The 13,995-nt window shown below is 66.3% G+C and carries 16 protein-coding genes; 3 read left to right on the forward strand and 13 right to left on the reverse strand.

Annotated elements, in window-relative coordinates:
- Position 1: 1 nt before the first annotated feature.
- From RMP09_RS18915 to RMP09_RS18935, 5 genes are all read right to left on the reverse strand, one after another.
- Positions 2 to 718, reverse strand: coding sequence for an ABC transporter permease subunit (locus RMP09_RS18915; RefSeq protein WP_310567525.1), 717 nt, complete (start codon positions 716 to 718; stop codon positions 2 to 4).
- Positions 718 to 1,419 (reverse strand): ABC transporter permease subunit, encoded by a 702-nt coding sequence (locus tag RMP09_RS18920; RefSeq protein ID WP_310567526.1) that lies wholly within the window; start codon positions 1,417 to 1,419, stop codon positions 718 to 720. Before RMP09_RS18920 ends, RMP09_RS18915 begins: the two co-directional genes overlap by 1 nt.
- Positions 1,420 to 1,448: 29 nt before the next feature.
- Positions 1,449 to 2,300: a transporter substrate-binding domain-containing protein gene (locus tag RMP09_RS18925; RefSeq protein WP_310567527.1), complete on the reverse strand. Its 852-nt coding sequence runs from the start codon at positions 2,298 to 2,300 to the stop codon at positions 1,449 to 1,451.
- A 207-nt stretch (positions 2,301 to 2,507) separates the two neighbouring features.
- Positions 2,508 to 2,942, reverse strand: coding sequence for a cupin domain-containing protein (locus RMP09_RS18930; protein ID WP_310567528.1), 435 nt, complete (start codon positions 2,940 to 2,942; stop codon positions 2,508 to 2,510).
- A 41-nt stretch (positions 2,943 to 2,983) separates the two neighbouring features.
- Complete coding sequence (locus tag RMP09_RS18935) at positions 2,984 to 3,292, reverse strand: hypothetical protein (protein ID WP_310567529.1); 309 nt, start codon at positions 3,290 to 3,292, stop codon at positions 2,984 to 2,986.
- A gap of 126 nt (positions 3,293 to 3,418) precedes the next feature.
- On the opposite strand from RMP09_RS18935, the gene RMP09_RS18940 reads away from it, so the two are divergent.
- On the forward strand, positions 3,419 to 5,005 hold the full coding sequence (locus RMP09_RS18940; protein ID WP_310567530.1) for a winged helix-turn-helix domain-containing protein: 1,587 nt from the start codon (positions 3,419 to 3,421) through the stop codon (positions 5,003 to 5,005).
- Between the two features lie 197 nt (positions 5,006 to 5,202).
- Here the strand turns inward: RMP09_RS18940 and RMP09_RS18945 are convergent, their stop codons facing one another.
- The 8 genes from RMP09_RS18945 to mltG form a co-directional block, all read right to left on the reverse strand.
- Complete coding sequence (locus RMP09_RS18945; RefSeq protein ID WP_310567531.1) at positions 5,203 to 6,714, reverse strand: tripartite tricarboxylate transporter permease; 1,512 nt, start codon at positions 6,712 to 6,714, stop codon at positions 5,203 to 5,205.
- Between the two features lie 18 nt (positions 6,715 to 6,732).
- Complete coding sequence (locus RMP09_RS18950) at positions 6,733 to 7,221, reverse strand: tripartite tricarboxylate transporter TctB family protein (RefSeq protein ID WP_310567532.1); 489 nt, start codon at positions 7,219 to 7,221, stop codon at positions 6,733 to 6,735.
- Between the two features lie 103 nt (positions 7,222 to 7,324).
- Positions 7,325 to 7,993, reverse strand: a complete 669-nt coding sequence (locus tag RMP09_RS18955) for an ankyrin repeat domain-containing protein (RefSeq protein WP_310567533.1) — start codon at positions 7,991 to 7,993, stop codon at positions 7,325 to 7,327.
- A gap of 18 nt (positions 7,994 to 8,011) precedes the next feature.
- On the reverse strand, positions 8,012 to 8,821 hold the full coding sequence (locus RMP09_RS18960) for a TatD family hydrolase (RefSeq protein ID WP_310567534.1): 810 nt from the start codon (positions 8,819 to 8,821) through the stop codon (positions 8,012 to 8,014).
- A 52-nt stretch (positions 8,822 to 8,873) separates the two neighbouring features.
- Positions 8,874 to 9,245 carry a PilZ domain-containing protein gene (locus RMP09_RS18965; RefSeq protein ID WP_310567535.1) on the reverse strand — a complete coding sequence of 124 codons (372 nt, stop codon included), beginning with the start codon at positions 9,243 to 9,245 and terminating at the stop codon, positions 8,874 to 8,876.
- 107 nt (positions 9,246 to 9,352) lie between these two features.
- Positions 9,353 to 10,375, reverse strand: coding sequence for a DNA polymerase III subunit (locus RMP09_RS18970; RefSeq protein ID WP_310567536.1), 1,023 nt, complete (start codon positions 10,373 to 10,375; stop codon positions 9,353 to 9,355).
- Positions 10,372 to 11,049 carry a dTMP kinase gene (gene tmk, locus RMP09_RS18975; RefSeq protein WP_310567537.1) on the reverse strand — a complete coding sequence of 226 codons (678 nt, stop codon included), beginning with the start codon at positions 11,047 to 11,049 and terminating at the stop codon, positions 10,372 to 10,374. Before tmk ends, RMP09_RS18970 begins: the two co-directional genes overlap by 4 nt.
- Positions 11,050 to 11,057: 8 nt before the next feature.
- A complete protein-coding gene (gene mltG, locus RMP09_RS18980; RefSeq protein WP_310567538.1) occupies positions 11,058 to 12,065 on the reverse strand; it encodes an endolytic transglycosylase MltG in 1,008 nt (335 codons plus the stop codon).
- 122 nt (positions 12,066 to 12,187) lie between these two features.
- On the opposite strand from mltG, the gene RMP09_RS18985 reads away from it, so the two are divergent.
- Together RMP09_RS18985 and RMP09_RS18990 are read left to right on the forward strand one after the other, a co-directional pair.
- Positions 12,188 to 13,117, forward strand: coding sequence for a folate-binding protein (locus tag RMP09_RS18985; RefSeq protein WP_310567539.1), 930 nt, complete (start codon positions 12,188 to 12,190; stop codon positions 13,115 to 13,117).
- Positions 13,118 to 13,136: 19 nt separating this feature from the next.
- Positions 13,137 to 13,961, forward strand: coding sequence for an NRDE family protein (locus RMP09_RS18990; RefSeq protein ID WP_310567540.1), 825 nt, complete (start codon positions 13,137 to 13,139; stop codon positions 13,959 to 13,961).
- Positions 13,962 to 13,995 lie beyond the last annotated feature (34 nt).

Consider the following 13,995-nt stretch of genomic DNA (forward strand, 5'->3'; position numbering starts at 1 on the left):
TTCAATGGGCTTGGGGACGCAGGTAGGCCAGGAAGCGGCGTTCAAGCAGGCGGAACACGTACACCAGTGCGAAGGTGAGCACAAAGTACAGCACCGCCACCACGATGAACGGCTGGAACGCCAGGTAGTAGGTCTTGTAGATGGAATAGGCCGCGTTGGTCAGGTCGTACAAAGCAGGCACCACACTGGCCAGTGACGTGGCGTGCAACATCATCACCACTTCGTTCGAATAGCCGGGCAGGGTGCGGCGCAGGGCGCTGGGCAGCACCAGGCGGAACATCATGTTCCACTTGCCAAAGCCGGCCGCCTGGGCGGCTTCGATTTCGCCGGCCGGGGTTTCCTTGATCGCGCCGGCCAGCATCTCCACCGTGTAGGCACAGGTGTTGAGCGTGAACGCCAGCACGGCGCAGAAGAACGGGTCTTTGAACCAGGTGAAGGGCCAGTGCGTGTCCCACAGCGACTGCACCCATTCCAGCTGCGCGATGCCGTAGTAAATGAAATACACCTGGATCAGCAGCGGCGTGCCGCGCACCACGTAGGTGAACAGCCAGACCGGCCACCACAGCCACTTGCTGCTGGAGACGCGCATCAGCGTCAGGGGCAGGGTGAGCAGGCCACCGGCGATCAGGCTGATGGCCAGAAGCTCCAGGGTGGCGATGAAGCCGGTCCAGTACAGCTCCAGGTTCTGGGGCTGGAAGATGATGGCGAATTTGTCCATCAGAAATCTCCCCGCTTCACACCCACCGAGTAACGCCGTTCCGCCTTGCGCAACAGGTACAGGCTGATGGAGGAGATCAGCAGGTACAGCACACCGGCAAAGGCCATGAAGATGATGGCCGCGCCCGGGATCTGGCCCCGCGCGGCGGCGCCGGCCTGCTTGGCCAGGTTGGTGATGTCGGCCAGCCCGATGACCGAGACCAGGGCCGTGGCTTTGAGCAAGACCAGCCAGTTGTTGGTGAAACTCGGCAGGGCAAACCGCACCATCTGCGGCAGCACCATGCGCCGGAAGGTGTAGAAGCGGCTCATGCCGAAGGCCCAGCCCGCTTCGGACTGGCCCTTGGGCACGCTCATGATGGCGCCGCGGAAGGTTTCGGTCATGTACGCGCCGTACACGAAGCCGATGGTCAGCACACCCGCCACAAACGGGTTGATCTGCGGACCGCGCCGAAAGCCCAGGGCTTCGGCGATGTCATTGACGAGGATCTGCCCGCCGAAGTACAGCAGCAGCATCCAGACCAGATCCGGGACGCCCCGGATCACGGTGGAATAGATGTCGCCCAACCAGTTGAGCGACTTGTAGGGCGAGAGCTTGGCGGCCGCCCCGGCCAGGCCGAGGATGGCGGCCACCACCAGGGCGCCCAGGGCCACGCCGATGGTGACAAGCAGTCCTTGAAGAATGCTGAGAAAGTAAGTCGTCATCGGATCTCGGCCGCCGGGCGCTCAAAGACTCAGGAACCCCAGATGTCCACGCCGGGGACGTGCTTGTCGGCCAGTTCTTTCCACTTGCCGTTGTCACGGATGGCCTTGATGCCGGCGTCCAGCGCATCGCGCAGCGCGGTGTCTTCCTTGCGGATCGCGACGCCGGCGCCAGCGCCAAAGTACTTGGCGTCGAACTCGACCGGGATGCGGCCGCCAGCGCAGCTGTAGTCCTTGCCGTCCGGGGTGGACAGGAAGCCGCCATTGACTTCGACCACGTCGGCCACGGTGCCGTCCAGACGGCCCGACTTGATGTCCAGGTAGACCTGGTCCTGGGCGTCGTAGGGCACGACGGTGGCGCCAGCGGCCTTGAGTTCACCCATGGCGTACTTTTCCTGGGTCGATGCCTTGAGCACGCCCAGCTTCTTGCCCTTGAAATTCGCGGCTTCCGCGCCCAGGTTCAGCGCCGACTTCACCACCACGCAGGACGGGGTGTTGTAGTACTTGCCCGTGAAGTCCACCGCTTGCTTGCGCTCTTCGGTGATCGACATCGACGAGATGATCGCGTCGTACTTCTTGGCCTGCAGGCCGGGGATCATGCCGTCCCAGGCCTGTTCCACGAACACGCACTTGCTCTTGAGTTCATCGCACAGGGCCTTGGCCACGTCGACGTCGAAGCCAGCAGGTTCGCCGGCTTCGGTTTTGTAGGTGAACGGCTTGTAAGTTGGGTCGATGGCCACGCGCAGTTCAGGCCACTGGCTGGCTGGCGCTGCGGCGGCGGGTTCGGGCGCTGCAGGTGCGGCCGGTGCCGGTGCTTCGGTCTTGCTGCAACCCGCCAGGGTTGCGGCGGCGATCACACTCAGGGACAGGAACAGGTGCTTCATGGATTTCCTTGCGAAGGTTGAATGAGGGTGGCCGGATTGGACTCCTGCCGGAGGGTCACATTGTAGGTCTGGGCAGTCCAATTGCCCGATGCACCATGCTGGTGTTTCCCCGAATGGGCGGCATCACACGTGCCTCAAGCAAGTCATGGGCCAATGACACCGCCCAGGTGAGGGCGTAGCGTTGTGCACGAGGTCGGGTTGCGTGGGTCAGTTGCCGGCGACAGTGGTCGGCTTGCCGGCTTCTCCGACAAAGACCACCAGCAAGCGGCTCGGACCACCAGCGGCCACGTTGAACGCTTGGTGACGGCGGTTCTGTGATTCGATGAAAGCCTGCCCGGCCTTGTAGCGCTGCGGGGCGCTGCCGTCGGTGCGCAGTTCGATTTCACCCTCCATCACATAAACGTAAACCGGCACCGGGTGCATGTGCAAGGGCGTGCGGCCGTCTTTCTCCAGGGTTCCGATCACCGAAATCATCTCTGCACCCGCGGTCGGATAGCGAATGGGTTCGTTGTCGCGCGTCATGCCGGTCTTGAGCAACGGCTGGGTGGTGAAACCGGCGGGCAGTGGATTGTCCTGCGTGTGGCCGGGCAGATGGGCACCCAGCAACAGCAGGGCGGCCAGAGGGATGTAACGAACTTTCATTTTCATGCTCCTTCATAAAAGCGCCGCTCGAAATGAACGGCTCACGTCACCACCTTCAGGATGTCCCAGCGGGTTGAGCCGGACACGAGCAGCGGCTCCACCCGGAGGGAAAACGCCTTGTGTTCGGGGAAATGCGCCAGCTGGTCCCATTGGGACTGCAGTTCGGCCATGTCCGCGCAGCGCACGTCCACCGTGACGAGGGACTCGGCCGCGCCGACACTGCCGGTCAGGATGGTGGTGTTGGTCTGTCCGATGTCGCGCCCAACGGTTTGCCACCAGTTCCTGATCTCGTCGATCAGCTCTTGTTTGTGCCCGAAACGGGCGTTGACTTGCCAACGTGCGACGATCATGATTTGCTCCAAATGGCATGAGGGGAGTTCATGTTGCCCAGAGGAGCGACGTGGTGTCCTTAAGAAACGCTTGTCTATTTCTGGTGTTTTTCTGCGGTGGATTCCAGCGCAATTCTTGAGAGCGCCATGGACATCCTGTTTGAAGACTTCGTGCTGGACATGTCCCGGCGAGAGCTCACCCTCGGGGGCTCAGAGGTCGCGCTCGAACCCCAGGTCTTCGATTTGTTGGCGTACCTGATCGGTGAGCGGGAGCGGGTGGTCGACAAGGACGAACTGGTGCAGCAGGTCTGGAAGGGCCGGGCCGTGAGCGACTCGACCATCGAAAGTCGCCTGTCGGTGCTGCGAAAGGCCCTGCATGACGATGGGCGCAGCCAGCGACTGATCCGGACCTACGCGCGCAAAGGTGTGCGTTTCATTGGTGAGGTGAGGGCGGGCAGCGGCCTGGTCAGCACCATCACGCCGAGAACGCCAGCCAACGGCACGCCCGTCGACCTGCCGATGGCGTCCGAGAACGGGCCACGTCCCTCGGTGGCCGTCATTCCCTTTGACAACCTGAGCGGCGATGCTGCACAAGACCATTTGGCCGTCGGCATTGCGGCGGACCTCATCGGCCTGCTCACCCGCTGCCGCACGCTGTTTGTGCTCGCCCGCAACGCGAGTTTTGCTTACAGGCACTCGAATCCGACCACGGCTGCCGCAGCGTTGCAGGTGGACTACCTCGTGGACGGCACCATTCGCTGCGCACAGGGGCGCCTTCGCATCAGTTTTCAGCTGGTCGACACCAGGCGGGGGTGTGCCGTGCTGGCCGAACATTACGACAGCGACATGGGCGACATTTTTTCGGTGCAGGATGACATTGCCGAAAAAATCGCCGGGCGCATCGAACCTGAGATTGGGCATTTCACGCGCCAGGCGCTGGTGCGCCATCTGCCCCGTTCGCTGGAAGCTTGGGACCATTTCCACCTCGGCATGTCCCACCTGTACCGCGCCACACCGAGGGACAACCTCGAAGCCCAGGCATGGCTGCGACGTGCGGTCCAGCTGGACCCGCAGTTCTCGCACGCCTACGCGTTTCTGTCTTATGCGATGGTGCTGAGCATGATCTATTTCGATGCGCCACCTTTGCCTCAGCAGCTGGATGAGGCCTTGAGGACGGCTCAGCGGGCCGCCGAACTCGATGACCAGGACGCGTCCGTGCGTTTTGCATTGGGCAGGGTGCTCACGGTCAGCAAGCGCTATGACGATGCGATCGACGAGATGACGCTGGCCACCGGCCTGAATCCGGCGCTGGCCGTTGCCTGGTGTGGCCTGGCCGATTCATACGTCTACAACGGGGACTTTGAGCTCGCCGACCCTTTGTTTCAGCACGCGCTGGACCTCAGCCCGCACGACCCCATGCGTTGGGCCTTTCTTTCCTACCGCGCGCAGGCCAAGCTGTTTGCCCGCGATTTTGCGCGCGCCAATGCGTATGCCAGCCAGGCGGTCAGGGCACCCAACTGTCACTACTGGCCTTTTGCGCATCGGCTGGCTGCGCTGGGACATCTGGGCGCCAGCGACGAACTCGAGCGAGCGCGCCAGCAGATGTTTGAGCGCAAACCGGACTTCAATTGCGACTGGACGCGGGAGCGGCTGTTTTATGTGCTCGATGCCGATCAGGTGGCCGTCTATGTGCAGGGATTGCGTTGCGCAGGGGTTCCTGACAGTGGTGGCTGAGGGGCTATCTTTGTTTCTTCGAAACTTGACATAATATACATCGTGGAATATCAAAACCGCAGCCAGAAAGTCACTGCGGCGTCCCCTTGTCGGTGTCCATCACGACGCACCAGCGCCGTTCACGATGTGGGCACCGATCAAAAAAAAGACCCGACAGGTCTGCACCTGTCGGGTCTTGGGCGTGGCGTGTGCCCGGATCAGTCTTCGACGAAGGCCTCTTCGCGCTTTTTCTTGACCGACGGCATCAGCACCACCGCCAGCAGGACCGCCGCAACCACCAGCAGGCTGGCCGACAGCGGACGGGTCACGAAGACCGACCAGTCGCCACGGGAGATCAGCAGCGCTCGGCGCAGGTACTCTTCCATCATGGGGCCCAGGATCAGGCCCAGCAGCAGCGGCGCGGGCTCACAGCCGAGCTTGATGAAGCCATAACCGATCAGGCCGAACAGCGCCACCATCCAGATGTCGAAGCTGTTGTTGTTGGTCGAGTACACGCCGATCGCACAGAACAGCACGATGGCCGGGAACAGCCAGCGGTAGGGCACGGTCAGCAGCTTGATCCAGATGCCGATCAGCGGCAGGTTCAGGATCACCAGCATCAGGTTGCCGATCCACATCGAGGCGATCAGGCCCCAGAACAGCTCGGGGTTGCTGGTCATGACCTGCGGACCCGGCTGGATGTTGTGGATGGTCATGGCACCGACCATCAGCGCCATCACGGCGTTGGGCGGAATGCCCAGCGTCAGCAGCGGAATGAACGAGGTCTGGGCACCGGCGTTGTTGGCGGCTTCTGGTGCCGCCACACCGCGGATGTTGCCCTGGCCGAAGGGCACTTCGCCCGGCTTGAGCTTGGTTTTCTTTTCGATGGTGTAGGCCGTGAAGGCCGACAGCAGCGCGCCACCGCCGGGCAGGATGCCCAGGGCCGAACCCAGAGCGGTGCCTCGCAACACGGCCGGAATCATGTTCTTGAAGTCTTCCTTCGTCGGCATGATGCCTTCGACCTTGCCGGTGAACACTTCGCGGTGCTCATCGGGTTGCGACAGGTTGCTGATGATTTCGCCGTAGCCGAACACACCCATGGCAATGGCCAGGAAGCTGATGCCGTCGGTGAGTTCCGGAATGTCGAAGCTGTAGCGCGCCACGCCGGAGTTGACGTCGGTACCCACCAGGCCCAGCAGCAGGCCGAGCACGATCATGGCCAACGCTTTGCTCAGCGAGCCCGAAGCCAGCACCACGGCGCCGATCAGGCCGACGATCATCAGCGAGAAGTACTCGGCGGGACCGAACTCCAGGGCCAGTTCGGTCAGCGGCGCGGCAAAACCAGCCAAGATCAAGGTGCCGACGCAACCGGCAAAGAAAGAACCCATGCCGGCGGCGGCCAGTGCGGGGCCTGCCCTGCCCTTGCGCGCCATCTGGTAACCATCGATCACGGTCACGACAGACGACGATTCGCCCGGCAGGTTCACCAGGATGGCGGTGGTGGAGCCCCCGTACTGCGCACCATAGTAGATGCCGGCCAGCATGATGAGCGCGGCCACCGGCGGCAGGCCGTAGGTGGCAGGCAGCAGCATGGCGATGGTGGCCAGCGGGCCGATGCCGGGCAGCACCCCGATCAGCGTGCCCAGCAGGCAGCCGATGAAGGCGTAGGCGAGGTTCTGCAGGGTGAAGGCAACGCCAAAACCCAGCGCGAGGTTGTTGATCAGATCCATGTGGGTGTTTCCTCGTGTTCAGTTCGCGAGGAACCAGGGCAGGACCGGGAACTGCAGGTTCAGCAGTTTCACGAAGGCGAGGTAGCTGCCAGCAGCCAGGATGGCGGCCAGGATCAGCGACTCCTTGAGCTTGGCGCCTTGGCGGGCGTAACCGGCCATGATGACCAGACCGAAGATCGCCACGATCAGGCCGAAGGCCGGAATGCCGAACTTGGGGATACCCACCAGCAGCGTGCCGAACAGCAGGTTGGCACCGAGAATGAACACCAGCGGGCGCCAGGCGATGGCGCCGATCTTGTCGCCCCCTGGTGCCCCGGACCTGAAGGCGTTGAAGGTGACCAGCGCACCGAGCCCGAGCAGGATCAGACCGAGCATGAAGGGAAAGTAGCCAGGCCCCATGCGGGCGGCATCGCCGATTTCGTAGTCCACAGCGCCCCAGGCGAACGAGCCGCCCACCGCCATGAACATGAGACCGGACGCAAAATCTTTCTGACTGGCCAAGGCCACGGTTATCTCCTTTGTAGTTAGATCACCGCGGATTCTCTAGTGCTTTGGCCCGCTGCTCCATGTGGGTTACACCTACGGGCCAGTCCCCCGAGACACCTTGGCGTCACCAGGTGCCCGTGGGTTGCCGGGCCCGCAACGCGGCGGTCAGCAGCCGCACAGCGTCCTTGCGCTCGGCGCGCTGGGCGAAGTCCAGCGCGGTCAGGTTCTGTTCGTTGCGCAGGGTCGGATCGGCCCCCTCTTCCAGCAACAGCTTCACCACGTCGGGCGTCCCGTACCGCGCGGCCATCATCAGCGGCGTGGTCTTGTTGGGCGATTCGGCGTCGATGTAGGCATGGTGTTCAAGCAGCAGGCGCACCAGTTCCAGCCCCACCGGTTCGGCATTGGCGGCGGCGTAATGCAAGGGTGCCCAGCCGGGTTTGTTGACTTCGGCCTGGCGCTCGATCAGCCGTTTGGCCAGCGGCAGGTGGCCCTTGATCGCCGCCATCATGAGCGGGCTTTCGCCACGGGGATTGCGCGCCTCGACCTGCACCAGCGGTTGTTCCAGCAGAAAGGTGGCGACCCTCAACGAACCCTCACGCATGGCCACCAGCAGCGCGTGGTTGCCGTGCTCGTCCCGGGTGTTGAGGTCCAGCCCCCGCAGTGCCAGCTTCACGACGGTGGATTCATCGTCACGCCGCACGGCCGCAAAAAAATCCTCGGTGGCACCGGCGCTGGCAAACAGGCAGATCGACAAAAGCCATATCAAAACAAATGGCTTTTTCAATTTGTTCATGTGATGTCTCATGTTTTCTCAAGCCACCATGCGGGTGAACAACTGATCCACATTGGCACTGGTGGCCCGCGCCACCGCTTCCACCGGTACGCCTTTGATGTCGGCGATCTGCTGCGCCACGTGGGGCACGTACGACGGGTTGTTGGTCTTGCCGCGGTAGGGAACAGGCGCCAGGTACGGGCTGTCGGTTTCGATCAGGGTGCGGTCCAGCGGCACGAAGCGCGCCACCTCGCGCAAGTCGGCCGCGTTGCGAAAGGTCAGGATGCCGGAGAACGAAATGTAGAAACCCAGGTCCAGCGCGGCGCGCGCGACGGCCTCGGTTTCGGTGAAGCAGTGGAACACGCCGCGCGAGCTGGGCAGGCCCGCGTTGGCCCCGCTGCCCAGGCTTCCGGCTTCGCGCAGGATGGCCAGGGTGTCGTCCGACGCGCTGCGGGTGTGGATCACCAGCGGCAGGTCGGTCTGGCGGCCCGCCTGGATGTGGGTGCGGTAACGCTCGCGCTGCCAGGCCATGTCGGCCACGTTGCGGCCATTGAGGCGGTAGTAGTCCAGCCCGGTTTCGCCGATGCCCACCACGCGCGGCAAGGCGGCGCGGCTCAGCAGGTCGTCCAGGGTGGGTTCGCGCACGCCCTCGTTGTCGGGGTGCACGCCGACGGTGGACCACAGTTGTGCGTGGTCGGTCGCCAGGGCATGCACATCGTCGAATTCTTCCAGGGTGGTGCAGATGCACAGGGCACGGTCCACCCGCGCCTGTTGCATGGCGTCCAGGATGCTGGGCAGCTGCTCACGCAGCTCGGGAAAACTCAGGTGGCAGTGAGAATCGGTGAACATCTGCCGAGCATAAAGGCAGCGGCGCCCTGCCCTGGCCGTGCGGGCCGAATGTTCAGATGGTCTGTGTGGGTCTGTCCGACCCCAGTGCCGTGCCGAGGATCTCTTCGATCTTGAGCTTGAGCTGGCGCGACTTTTCGTCGGCCGGGAAGCGGATGCCCACGCCCTGGGTGCGCCCGCCCTGCGCCTTGGCCGGTGTGACCCAGGCGACCTTGCCGGCCACCGGGTAGCGCTGCGGGTCGTCGGGCAGACTGAGCAGCACGTACACATCGTCGCCCAACCGGTAGTCGCGCGAGGACGGGATGAAGATGCCCCCGTCGGCGAACAGCGGGATGTAGGCGGCGTACAGCGCCGCCTTCTCCTTGATGGAGAGCTGGATCACGCTCGGGCGCGCAGACGCGGCCGACGGAGTGGGAGATGTGCTCATGACGCGCGAGTTTAGCGGCAAAGGTCGACCGCAAGCCCGGCAACAACAGGCGGTCAGCCCCTCAGATCGGGGCTGGCGTCGTGCGGCGGTATTTCCGCACGCCCGCCTCAGGGTCGGGCCGCCCGCACACGCAGCACCTGGCGGGTCCGCGCGGCCCAGGCCTCCTGCATCAGTCCCGCGTTGAAGGGGTGTTCCACCGTCCGGGCGGCGGCCATCAGTTCTTTGGACCAGGCGGCCAGCAGCACCATGCGCGGCGCGGGTGGCAGCTGGTCGGCCTGGAAGTAACGCGTCGGAGCGCCAGCGGCGTGCGCCATGAGGTCGTGGCACAGCTTCTGCAGCACTTCCAGCTGTTGCGCCGCCGGCCAGTCGCCCATGGCCGCCCAGTCGCCCCGGGCCAGCGCGGCCGGCAGTTCGGTCCAGGTCTTGGCGCTGAGCCCGCCGGCGCCCCAGGCCAGGGCGTCGCTGGGGCGGCCGCCGGCGGCCTGCAACCAGACACGCGCCTGTTCCCGGGTAGGGGCGGTGGCACCGCGCGCGGCGGCTTGCTGCACCAGCCAGTCCAGTGCTTCGTCTTCGGTCGGCCAGACCATGGCGTGGCCCTGGCAGCGGCTGCGGATGGTGGGCAGCAGCTGGTGGGTGGACTCGCATGCCAGCACGAAACGCGTGTCGCCCGGCGGCTCTTCCAGCGTCTTGAGCAGCGCATTGGCGGTCACGTGGTTCATGCGCTCGGCCGGGTACACCAGCACCGCCAGGCCGCGCCCGCGCGCACTGGTGCGCTGGGCGAAGGCCACGGTGTCGCGCATGGCCTCGACGCGGATGTCCTTGCTGGGCTTGCGTTTCTTGTCGTCGATCTCTTTCTGCGCGGCCTCGGGCAGCGGCCAGCCCAGGTCCAGCATCACGGTCTCGGGCATGAGCACCACGAAGTCGGGGTGGGCGTGGCTGTGGATCAGGTGGCAGCTGCCGCAGGTACCACAGGGGCCGTCGGCCGTGGGCTGCTCGCACAACCAGGCCTGCGCCATCGACAGGGCCAGCTCGTACTGGCCCAGGCCGGACGGGCCTTGCAGCAGCCAGGCGTGGCCGCGCTGGGCCAGCAGCGGTGTCAGCTGGCGCTGGATCCAGGGCGCGCGGCTCATGCGGCACCGCCTTGCGCCAGGGCTGCCAGCCAGCCGCGTTGCGTCAGGGCCTGGACCACGCCCCGCCAGACCTGTTCGCGCGGCTGGTCGGCGTTGATGCGCGCAAACCGTTGCGGCTGGGCGGCCGCGCGGGCGGCGTAGCCGGCGATCACGTGTTCAAAGAAGGCCACGGGCTGGGCCTCGAAGCGGTCGGGCGCGCGGGCGTCGGCCAGACGGGCGGCCGCGGTGGCGGCCGGCAGGTCGAACCAGATCGTCAGGTCGGGCTGGCGAACCGCGCCGTCGGCGAGCGCCGGCACGCCCTGCACCCAGCGTTCGAGCGTGCTCAGGGTGTCCAGATCAAAGCCACGCCCCCCGCCCTGGTAAGCAAAGGTGGCGTCGGTGAAGCGGTCGCACAGCACCACCTCGCCGCGGGCCAGCGCCGGTTCGATCACCGTGACCAGGTGGTCGCGTCGTGCGGCGAACACCAGCAGCGACTCGGTCAGCGGGTCCATGGCATCGCCCAGCACCAGCGCGCGCAGCTTTTCGGCCAGCGGCGTGCCGCCGGGCTCCCGCGTCAACGTCACCGTGCGGCCCTGGGCCTTGAAGGCGTTGGCCAGGCCGGCGATGTGGGTGGACTTGCCGGCGCCGTCGATGCCTTCGAAGCTGATGAACAGGCCTGTGGATGGAGCGGTCATGGGGGTCATCATCGTTGGAGCTGGTAGCGCTGCACCGCAGCGTTGTGCTCGGCCAGGCTGCCGCTGAAGTGGCTGCTGCCATCGCCGCGCGCCACGAAGTACAGCGCGGGGGTTTGTGCCGGCTGCACCGCGGCCATGAGCGAGGCCCAGCCCGGCATGGCGATCGGCGTGGGCGGCAGGCCGGCGCGGGTGTAGCTGTTGTAGGGGGTGTCGGCCAGCAGGTCAGCCTTGCGCAGGTTGCCGTCGAAGCGGTCACCCAGGCCGTAGATCACGCTGGGGTCGGTCTGCAGGCGCATGCCGATGCGCAGGCGGTTGTTGAACACACCGCCGACCAGGGCGCGGTCGCTGTCGACGCCGGTTTCCTTCTCGATGATGCTGGCCAGGATCAGCGCCTGCTCGGGCGTTTTCACCACGGCGCCCGGGGCCCGCTGGGCCCAGGCCTGGGCCAGGCGCTGGTCCATGGCCTGGGCGGCCTGGCGCAGCACGCTGGCCGCGCTGGCGCCGCGCACCATGCGGTAGGTGTCGGGGAAGAAACGCCCTTCCGGGTGGCGGCCGGGGTAGCCGATGCGGGCCATGATGTCGGCCGCGCTCAGGCCCTCCAGGTCCTGCGCCAGGTCGGGCGAGCGGCGCACCGCCTGCAGCAACTCGCGGAAGTTCCAGCCTTCGAGCAGGGTCAGGCTGCGCAGCGCCTGTTCACCTTTGACCAGCTTGTCCAGCAGGCTGCGGGGGGTCAGCCCGGCTTCGAGTTCGTAGTACCCGGCCTTGATGGCGCGCGACTGGCCCGACAGCCGGAACCAGGCGTACAGCAGCAGTGGCGGCGTCTGCACCCCGGCACTGACCAGGGCCTGTGCGGCGCCACGGGCCGACACGCCGGCGCCGATCTGCACCGACAGCGGCGGCTCAACCCCGTCGGCCGCCTGCAGGGCCAGCGGGCGCTGCAGCCACCACGCGCCCGCCGCCGCCAGCAGCACAGCCGCGGCGACCAGGGCGAGCAGCAGCGTTTTGAACAGGCGCATGGCGGGACACAACGGGAAAGTGAAAGGGAGGCTGCCACGGTGCAAATGCACCTCTGCGGCAATGGAGAAAGACGCCGGGCATGATAATCGCTCACCCGTTTTCACCCCACCCTGCCCCGACCATGAACACCGTCGCACACACCGCCCCGGCCCACACCTCCACCACCAGTGCCACGGCGCTGCGTTCGCTGGGTGTGATCCGCGCCCAGGGGGAAGACGCGGCCAAGTTTCTGCACAGTCAGTTGACCCAGGACTTTTCGCTGCTGGGCCTGTCCGAAGCGCGGCTGGCCGGCTTCTGTTCGGCCAAGGGGCGCCTGCTGGCCAGCTTCGTCGGCTTCAAGCGCGCGCACGACGACATCCTGCTGGTGTGCGGCCGCGACGTGCTGCCCGCCACGCTCAAGCGCCTGAGCATGTTCGTGCTGCGCGCCAAGGTGAAGCTGAGCGACGCCACCGAGGCCTTTCAGCTCTGGGGCCTGAGCGGCACCGACACAACGGCCCGGCCCTGGAGCAAAAGCGATGGCGCCGACGGCAGCCAGACCGTGGTGCTGTACCCGGCCGCCGGCCGGGACCGCGCGCTCTGGGTGGCGCCGGCGGACGTGGCCGCCCCCGCCCTGCCCGTGCAGGAAACCGCCCAGTGGGACTGGCTGGACGTGATGAGCGCCATCGCGCCGGTGAGCCAGCCCATCGTCGAGGCCTTTGTGCCCCAGATGCTGAACTACGAATCGGTGGGCGGCGTGAACTTCAAGAAAGGTTGCTACCCCGGCCAGGAAGTGGTGGCGCGCAGCCAGTTCCGCGGCACGCTCAAGCGCCGGGCTTACCTCGTGTCCAGCGACGCGGCGCTGTCGGTGGGCCAGGACGTGTTCCACAGCAGCGACGCCGAGCAGCCCTGCGGCACCGTGGCCGCCGCGGCCGCCAACCCGGCCGGGGGCTGGAACGCCATCGTGTCGATGCAGACCCAGGCCGCCGCCGATGGCACGCTGCACGCGGGCAACGCCAGCGGGCCGGCGCTGAGCCTGCTGCCCCTGCCCTACCCGCTGCTCGACGACATCTGAGGTCGCCCGGGCCAACGCCATGTGCCTGATCGCCTTCGCCATCGGCGCACACCCGGCCTGTCCGCTGCTGCTGGCCGGCAACCGGGACGAATTTTTCGACCGCCCGACGCAGCCGCTGCACCGCTGGCCCGACAGCCCGGTGGGCATCTGGGCCGGGCGCGACCAGCGCGACGGCGGCACCTGGCTGGGCATCAGCGAAGCCGGCCGCGTGGCCCTGCTGACCAATGTGCGCAGCGCGCAACCCGGCCCCGGCGCGCGCAGCCGGGGCGAGCTGGCCACCCGCTGGCTGCAGGGCGACACCAGTGAGGACGCCTTCGCCGCCGGCCTGGACCCCGGCGCCTACGGCGGCTTCAACCTGGTGCTGGGCGATCTGAGGGGCGGCGGCTGGACCTGGCTGTGCAACCGGGACCCGTTGGCGCCGCACACCGACCACGCCGCTGCCGCGCTGCACCGGCAGGACCTGCCCCCGGGGATCTACGGTGTCTCCAACGCGGCGCTGGACACGCCCTGGCCCAAGACGCAGCGCCTGAAAACGGCCGTGTCCAGGGCCTTGGAATCCCTGGACACCGAAGCCGCCTGGCTGCCGCCGCTGCGGGCCGCGCTGGCCGATGATAAGCTGCTGGCTCCCGACGCCCTGCCCGCCACCGGTGTACCGCCGGACTGGGAGCGCGCCTTGTCCAGCCCCTTCGTGCGGGCGCCAGAGCGCGGCTACGGCACCCGCAGCAGCCTCGTCATGCGGGTGCAGGCAGGAGCAGTCGGTCACCGTGCCGAGTTGCACGAATGGACCCACACACCCTCCGGCTGGAGCCCCTCAGCCCCCGCCCGCCATCACCTGAGTTTGTGACCACCGCGCGGGAATCGCCCCGCGTCAGTGGCGG

The organism is Hydrogenophaga sp. (assembly GCF_031426985.1).
In the GTDB taxonomy this organism is placed as follows: Bacteria; Pseudomonadota; Gammaproteobacteria; order Burkholderiales; family Burkholderiaceae_C; genus Hydrogenophaga.

Coding starts and splice junctions, on each gene's coding strand:
- RMP09_RS18915 (WP_310567525.1), bottom strand. CDS start 718: ATGGACAAATTCGCCATCATCTTCCAGCCCCAGAACCTGGAGCTGTAC.
- RMP09_RS18920 (WP_310567526.1), bottom strand. CDS start 1,419: ATGACGACTTACTTTCTCAGCATTCTTCAAGGACTGCTTGTCACCATC.
- RMP09_RS18925 (WP_310567527.1), bottom strand. CDS start 2,300: ATGAAGCACCTGTTCCTGTCCCTGAGTGTGATCGCCGCCGCAACCCTG.
- RMP09_RS18930 (WP_310567528.1), bottom strand. CDS start 2,942: ATGAAAGTTCGTTACATCCCTCTGGCCGCCCTGCTGTTGCTGGGTGCC.
- RMP09_RS18935 (WP_310567529.1), bottom strand. CDS start 3,292: ATGATCGTCGCACGTTGGCAAGTCAACGCCCGTTTCGGGCACAAACAA.
- RMP09_RS18940 (WP_310567530.1), top strand. CDS start 3,419: ATGGACATCCTGTTTGAAGACTTCGTGCTGGACATGTCCCGGCGAGAG.
- RMP09_RS18945 (WP_310567531.1), bottom strand. CDS start 6,714: ATGGATCTGATCAACAACCTCGCGCTGGGTTTTGGCGTTGCCTTCACC.
- RMP09_RS18955 (WP_310567533.1), bottom strand. CDS start 7,993: ATGAACAAATTGAAAAAGCCATTTGTTTTGATATGGCTTTTGTCGATC.
- RMP09_RS18960 (WP_310567534.1), bottom strand. CDS start 8,821: ATGTTCACCGATTCTCACTGCCACCTGAGTTTTCCCGAGCTGCGTGAG.
- RMP09_RS18965 (WP_310567535.1), bottom strand. CDS start 9,245: ATGAGCACATCTCCCACTCCGTCGGCCGCGTCTGCGCGCCCGAGCGTG.
- RMP09_RS18970 (WP_310567536.1), bottom strand. CDS start 10,375: ATGAGCCGCGCGCCCTGGATCCAGCGCCAGCTGACACCGCTGCTGGCC.
- tmk (WP_310567537.1), bottom strand. CDS start 11,049: ATGACCGCTCCATCCACAGGCCTGTTCATCAGCTTCGAAGGCATCGAC.
- mltG (WP_310567538.1), bottom strand. CDS start 12,065: ATGCGCCTGTTCAAAACGCTGCTGCTCGCCCTGGTCGCCGCGGCTGTG.
- RMP09_RS18985 (WP_310567539.1), top strand. CDS start 12,188: ATGAACACCGTCGCACACACCGCCCCGGCCCACACCTCCACCACCAGT.
- RMP09_RS18990 (WP_310567540.1), top strand. CDS start 13,137: ATGTGCCTGATCGCCTTCGCCATCGGCGCACACCCGGCCTGTCCGCTG.